Origin of the sequence: Thioalkalivibrio denitrificans, from assembly GCF_002000365.1 — a bacterium.
Classification (GTDB): domain Bacteria; phylum Pseudomonadota; class Gammaproteobacteria; order Ectothiorhodospirales; family Ectothiorhodospiraceae; genus Thioalkalivibrio_A; species Thioalkalivibrio_A denitrificans.
In genome coordinates, this window is record NZ_MVBK01000093.1 from 1 (window position 1) to 5,206 (window position 5,206).

5 protein-coding genes are annotated in these 5,206 nt (G+C 63.7%); 1 reads left to right on the top strand and 4 read right to left on the bottom strand.

Annotated elements, in window-relative coordinates; genetic code table 11:
* Window positions 1-249: 249 nt before the first annotated feature.
* Genes B1C78_RS14045 through B1C78_RS14060 form a run of 4 tightly spaced genes read right to left on the bottom strand, consistent with a single transcriptional unit; the run spans window position 250 to window position 3,200 of the window.
* Window positions 250-1,131 carry a hydrolase 1, exosortase A system-associated gene (locus B1C78_RS14045; protein ID WP_077279803.1) on the bottom strand — a complete coding sequence of 294 codons (882 nt, stop codon included), beginning with the start codon at window positions 1,129-1,131 and terminating at the stop codon, window positions 250-252.
* Window positions 1,128-1,922, bottom strand: coding sequence for a hydrolase 2, exosortase A system-associated (locus B1C78_RS14050; protein ID WP_077279807.1), 795 nt, complete (start codon window positions 1,920-1,922; stop codon window positions 1,128-1,130). The genes B1C78_RS14045 and B1C78_RS14050 overlap by 4 nt, the downstream gene beginning before the upstream one ends.
* Window positions 1,923-1,938: 16 nt before the next feature.
* Window positions 1,939-2,955, bottom strand: coding sequence for a glycosyltransferase (locus B1C78_RS14055; RefSeq protein WP_077279804.1), 1,017 nt, complete (start codon window positions 2,953-2,955; stop codon window positions 1,939-1,941).
* On the bottom strand, window positions 2,952-3,200 hold the full coding sequence (locus tag B1C78_RS14060; RefSeq protein ID WP_077279805.1) for an acyl carrier protein: 249 nt from the start codon (window positions 3,198-3,200) through the stop codon (window positions 2,952-2,954). The genes B1C78_RS14055 and B1C78_RS14060 overlap by 4 nt, the downstream gene beginning before the upstream one ends.
* 147 nt (window positions 3,201-3,347) lie before the next feature.
* Between B1C78_RS14060 and B1C78_RS14065 the strand changes: the two genes are divergently transcribed.
* Window positions 3,348-5,036, top strand: a complete 1,689-nt coding sequence (locus B1C78_RS14065; RefSeq protein ID WP_077279806.1) for an asparagine synthetase B family protein — start codon at window positions 3,348-3,350, stop codon at window positions 5,034-5,036.
* Window positions 5,037-5,206: the final 170 nt, after the last annotated feature.

Sequence of the window (5,206 nt, forward strand, 5' to 3'; positions counted from 1 at the left end):
CCATAGCCGTAGCTATGGGTTGAGTGAAGAGCAAGCGTACGGATGCGAAGACGAGCCTGAACCGCGATAGGACTCCGGCGGGAACGTCTGTCATGCTGAGATTTGCACCCATTGCAAGGTAATCTCCTTATGTTTCCGCCTGTTGCGCGCCAGCCGGTGTCCGACCGGTGAGATATGCGGGCTAGCCCCTCCCCGGCCCTCCGCAAGCGGGAAAGGAGATGGACAAGGGAGTATCAGAGAGGCCTTCTCTCAGTCCCGAGCGAGATGTATATCGGTCATCCATTCCTGGGTCCAGGCGGCCACCTGATCCCGCCATCCCCCCTTGGAGAAGGTGTGGTTCGCTCCCGGGAGTTCCCGCAGCGTAACACGGGATTCCGCCAGCAGCCCTCTCCATGCAGGCGCAGTCGAAGCCGTATCGCGAAACTCATCCGCGGTCAGATCAGCTCCGCTCAGGATCAGCAGGATCGACCCGCGAAAGCGCTGCCACCCCCAGGCCATGCGGTCGGGAAGTGGCTCGTCCGGAGACGGCCCCCCATCATCGGCTATCGCCTGTGCCCGGGAGGCCGATGGCCTGCCAAGGACCCGCATCAGCATGCCGCCGATCGACCGGGCGGAAGCGACCGGATTGAGGCGTCCGCGCACCAGCCCGGACCAGAACTCCCAGCTGAACACGCGCTTGAGGTAGTAATGCCTGAGAACCGCCTTTGCGAGGCCCTCTTCCGTCCGGACCCAGGGGTTAGCCAGCACGAGCCCGCTGACGCGCGGGTCCCGATGAGCATACATCAGAGAGGCCGACGCAGCGTCGCACAGGCCCCACAGGACAACCCCCCGAAGTTGCGGCACTCGCTCAATGAACACGTCGATGGCCGCGAGAATGTCCTCCCCCACCCGCTCGAAGTCCCGCTGGGCACCGCCGGAGTCTCCCATGCCCCGGTAATCGAAACGCAACACCGGGACCCCGGCAGCCGCCAGGTGGCGCGCCAGCAGCAGGAACTGCCGGTGGCTGCCCACCCGGTACTGGGGGCCCCCCACCACAATCAGCACGCCCTGTTCGGCTCCTGCCGCCCCTTCGTGCAGGATTCCGAGCAAGGGCTCGCCGCCCACGTCGAATACGAGAGGCTGCTCCATCAATCGGCCTCCAGAAGGCATTTCAGGGAGGCATCCAGGAGTGCGGGCACCTCGCGGATCTCCTGGGTATTCCAGAAGGGCTCGCCCGGGACCGTGCTGACCGAGACGCTTGCGCCCTCGGCCCGCCAGGCATCCACCACCCGGCAGCTGGCGGGAGGCAGTTCCGCGCCTTCATCCATGACCACCTCCATCCAATGCGCCGGGCAGGCGGGCGGGGCAAGCCGCGCCCCCGCAAGCGGCTGCGCCAAAGCCGGCGATAGCATGTAACCCGCCACTTCCAAAGTCTCCCCGCGAGCCAGGGCCTCGCGCAGCGCCTTCACGGACTCCTTGCCCCCGGCCATCATTTCCGAGGCCGTGCGCAGGCGCAGGAACTGGTTCAGGTACAACTCACCGCTCGTGACCGGCTGCCAGAACAGGCAGCGCTCGGGCGCGATGCCCCGTGCAAGCAGTTCCGAGAGGAGCAGACAGCCCGTTCTGAGGCCCCACAAGGTCAAAGGGGCGTTGTAACGCGAGTGCAGCAACTCGGCCGCAGCGGCGAGATCGTCGATCCAACCATCCCAGGTCGCCTCGCCAAAGTCACCCGCGCTGTCGCCACAGCCATAGTGGTCCGGCATGAGCACCGCAAAGCCGTGTGCCGCCAACAGCCGAGCCTGGAGAGCAGCCATACGGCGGGACTTGTTCATTTCCTCGGCGAAGGGGTGAGCGTAGAGCACCGCACCACGCAACAGTCCAACAGGCGGATGTAGCACGTAGAAGATGCCTCCCCGTGCTCCCTCCATGAATCCGGCCTCAATCCCACTCTGGTGCATCTCACCGTCCCCTAGCCAGGCCAAATGCCGCCTTCGCTGCCGAAAGGCCCAGAAAGATCCACGTCTTCGGGCGCCATGGGTTGCGTCGCAGGGACTTGGTGAACGCGGCGCAAGCGAGCCGGGGATCGCCGCGACGCAGGTGGAAGCGCCCGAAACCGAAACTGCTCCTCGCCAGCCGTCGCCGGACCTGTTCCGGATCGGCGCGTGAGCCGTCGGGTCCGGTGCAGCCCCAGCGTCCGATCGCCCGCTCGAGGACCTCCAGCTCGTAGTTCCTGTCCGAGAAGGTCACCATGCTGCCCTCGCCGTGGCGCCGGTAAAGTGCGCCCGGATAGACCAGCTTGTGGATCTGCGTGACCCGGGACGCGCGCAGCCACATGTCGTAGTCCTCGCCACGCTTGAGTGATTCGTCGAAGGGGCCGATTTCCTCGATCAGGGACCGCCTCAGCAGGACGGTGATGGTGCTCATCAGGGAGTCGAAGAGGAGGTGGTGGTAGATCCAGCCGGAATGGTGCGGGTCGATGTCGACCACGGGTTTACCCGTCTCGTCCAGCCGTGGTGGCGGCAGGTCCGGAACACGAAATTCACCGTCTTCGTCGCGAAACCACCAGATGATGTCAACGTAATTGACACCCACCTCCGGATGGGCCTCCAGATCGGCCACCTGGACGCTGAGGCGGCCCGGCAGCCAGACGTCGTCGGAGTCGTTGAAGGCGATGTATTCACCTCTCGCGACCGCGATGCCGGCATTGCGGGCGGCCGCCGGCCCGCCCCGGTCAGTTTGCAACAGACGCACCTGATCGCCAAGGCTGCGGATCACGTCCACGGTGCCGTCCGTGGACCCATCGTCCACGATGATCAGTTCCTTGTTGGGATAATCCTGGGAAAGGACGCTCTCGATCGCTTCGGCGACGTAGGCCGCCGTATTGAAGGATGGCATGATGATCGACACCAGGGGCTGGCCGCTGCTGCCCCCGGGCTTGGGATCTCCGCCTGATACGCCCTCACGCACGCCGCTCAGGCCAGCTTGCTTTCAACGAATGCCACCAGGCTGCCCAGCGTCTCAAAGGTTTCGGCGTCCACCTCGTCATCCTCGACCATGATGCCATAGTGCTCCTCAATGGCGGTGATGAGCGCCACCACCGCCATGGAATCCAGTTCAGGCAGGCTTCCGAGCAGGGGTGTTTCGGCGTCGAACTTCTCGGCCCGGCCGCCCAGGCCCAGGGCCCTGTCGAGTAATGTTCTGACTTCTTGTAATGTGGACATGCAGGCTCCCCGGGCGTGAGGGTTTCCAGGCGTCACGCCGATTGTGGCAATGTGTGAAGTACGGCCGAAATTCTACCACTTGACGAACAGACGGACAGGACCCCAATGACAGGATTCTCGGGCAGGATATCGGCCTCCGGGCAGGGAATGACGGTTGAACCAATCGACGGACAGTGGGCGGAACCTGAAGCGGGCCTGTGGATCGCGATTCAGGGCTATCCACGCTGGTCGGAACCGCGTCTGGAGAAGGAAGACCGCGCGCGCGGCTCCGGCGGTGCGATTGCCGCAGCCTACAGGGAGCGGGGGGAGCGCCTCTTTGAGCTGATTCGCGGCAGTTTTTCCCTGGTACTGGTCGATACCGTCCGGGGACGGGTCATCGCGGCCGTGGACAGGACAGGCCAACGCCAGCTCTACCATGCCACTCATGGCGAACACCTCGCCATTGCCACGACGGCGGGCGGGGCGCTGGCGGCGGCCGGCCTCGACCGGCGCCTGGCCCACCAGCAACTCTTCCACTATCTGTACTTCCACATGATTCCCGCGCCCGGCACGGCCTTCGAGGGCGTGCACAAGCTGCCGGGCGCTCATTTTCTCGGCTGGCAGGGCGGCGAGGCAAAGGTCGCGCCCTACTGGGTCCCCGAGTTCAGTGAACCCGCTTCGGCATCGGCGGCGGAACTCATGGATCTCCTGCGCAAGGCGGTCGGCCATGCCGCGCAGGGAGAATCCATAGGGGCATTCCTCAGCGGCGGCCTGGACAGCTCCACCGTTTCCGGCCTGCTTGCTGAACTGCGGCCCGGTGAGGCCGATACTTACAGCATCGGATTCGATGCCGAAGGCTATGACGAAATGGCCTATGCGCGCATCGCGATGCGTCACTTCGGCACTCGTGCCCACGAATACTATGTGACGCCCGAGGACGTCGTCGGGACGGTACCGAAGATCGCCGCCGCCTACGATGAACCCTTCGGAAATTCCTCCGCCCTGCCCGCGTACTTCTGTGCCCGCATGGCGGCTGACGCCGGAACGAGGCACCTGCTTGCGGGGGACGGGGGTGACGAGCTGTTTGCCGGCAATGAGCGTTACGCGAAGCAGGGTGTGTTCGAACGCTGGGGAAGGCTGCCAGGATCACTGCGTAAAGGTGTGCTCGAGCCTGTACTGACAAACCTGCCCGGGCGCCCCAACGTGCTTCGTAAGGCACGCAGCTATGTGGAACAGGCACGCACTCCCTTGCCTGACCGACTGCAAAGCTACAACTTCCTGCATCGCCTGGATCCGGCTGAGGTACTGACCGGGGATTTCCTGGAAACGATCGATCTGGACGCTCCGCTGGAACTACAGAGATCGACCTATCGTCGCCCCGCCCACGCCTCGGCCCTGAACAGAATGATGTACCTTGACTGGCAGATCACGCTTGCGGACAACGACCTGCGCAAGGTCACGCGCATGTGCGAACTTGCCGACATCGAGGTGAGCTTTCCGATGCTTGACGATGATCTTGTCGAGTACTCACTTCGGATCCCATCGCGACTCAAACTCCGGAATGGACGGCTGAGACATTTCTACAAGGAAGCCACGAAAGATTTCCTGCCACGGGAGATCATCGATAAGCGAAAACACGGCTTCGGACTGCCGTTCGGGGTGTGGATGGGCCGGCACGCGCCACTGCGGGATCTGGCCTATGACAGTCTTTCGAACCTGAAGAAACGGGGTTACATCCGCCCCGAGTTCATCGATGAAGCTATCCGCCTGCACCGAGAGGGACATGCAGGCTATTACGGTGAACTGATCTGGGTGTTGATGATGCTGGAGTTGTGGATGGAGGGCCACTCGACGTAGCCCGAGTGGAGTGCAGCGCAATCGGGAGATGGAGCAAAGCGGCGGACTCCTTCCTAACCCTCCCGCTCGTACGAGTACATCCCCTCCCCATGATGGAATCACGAATTGTTGTCCCCTCCCCCCTCATGGCCCCACTTCATCCCCTCTCCTTCATGGGGGAGGGTCAGGGT

What these genes read in the sequence shown, in the direction of transcription:
- B1C78_RS14060 (WP_077279805.1), bottom strand. Translation starts at nt 3,200, where the DNA reads ATGTCCACATTACAAGAAGTCAGAACATTACTCGACAGGGCCCTGGGC.
- B1C78_RS14065 (WP_077279806.1), top strand. Translation starts at nt 3,348, where the DNA reads ATGACGGTTGAACCAATCGACGGACAGTGGGCGGAACCTGAAGCGGGC.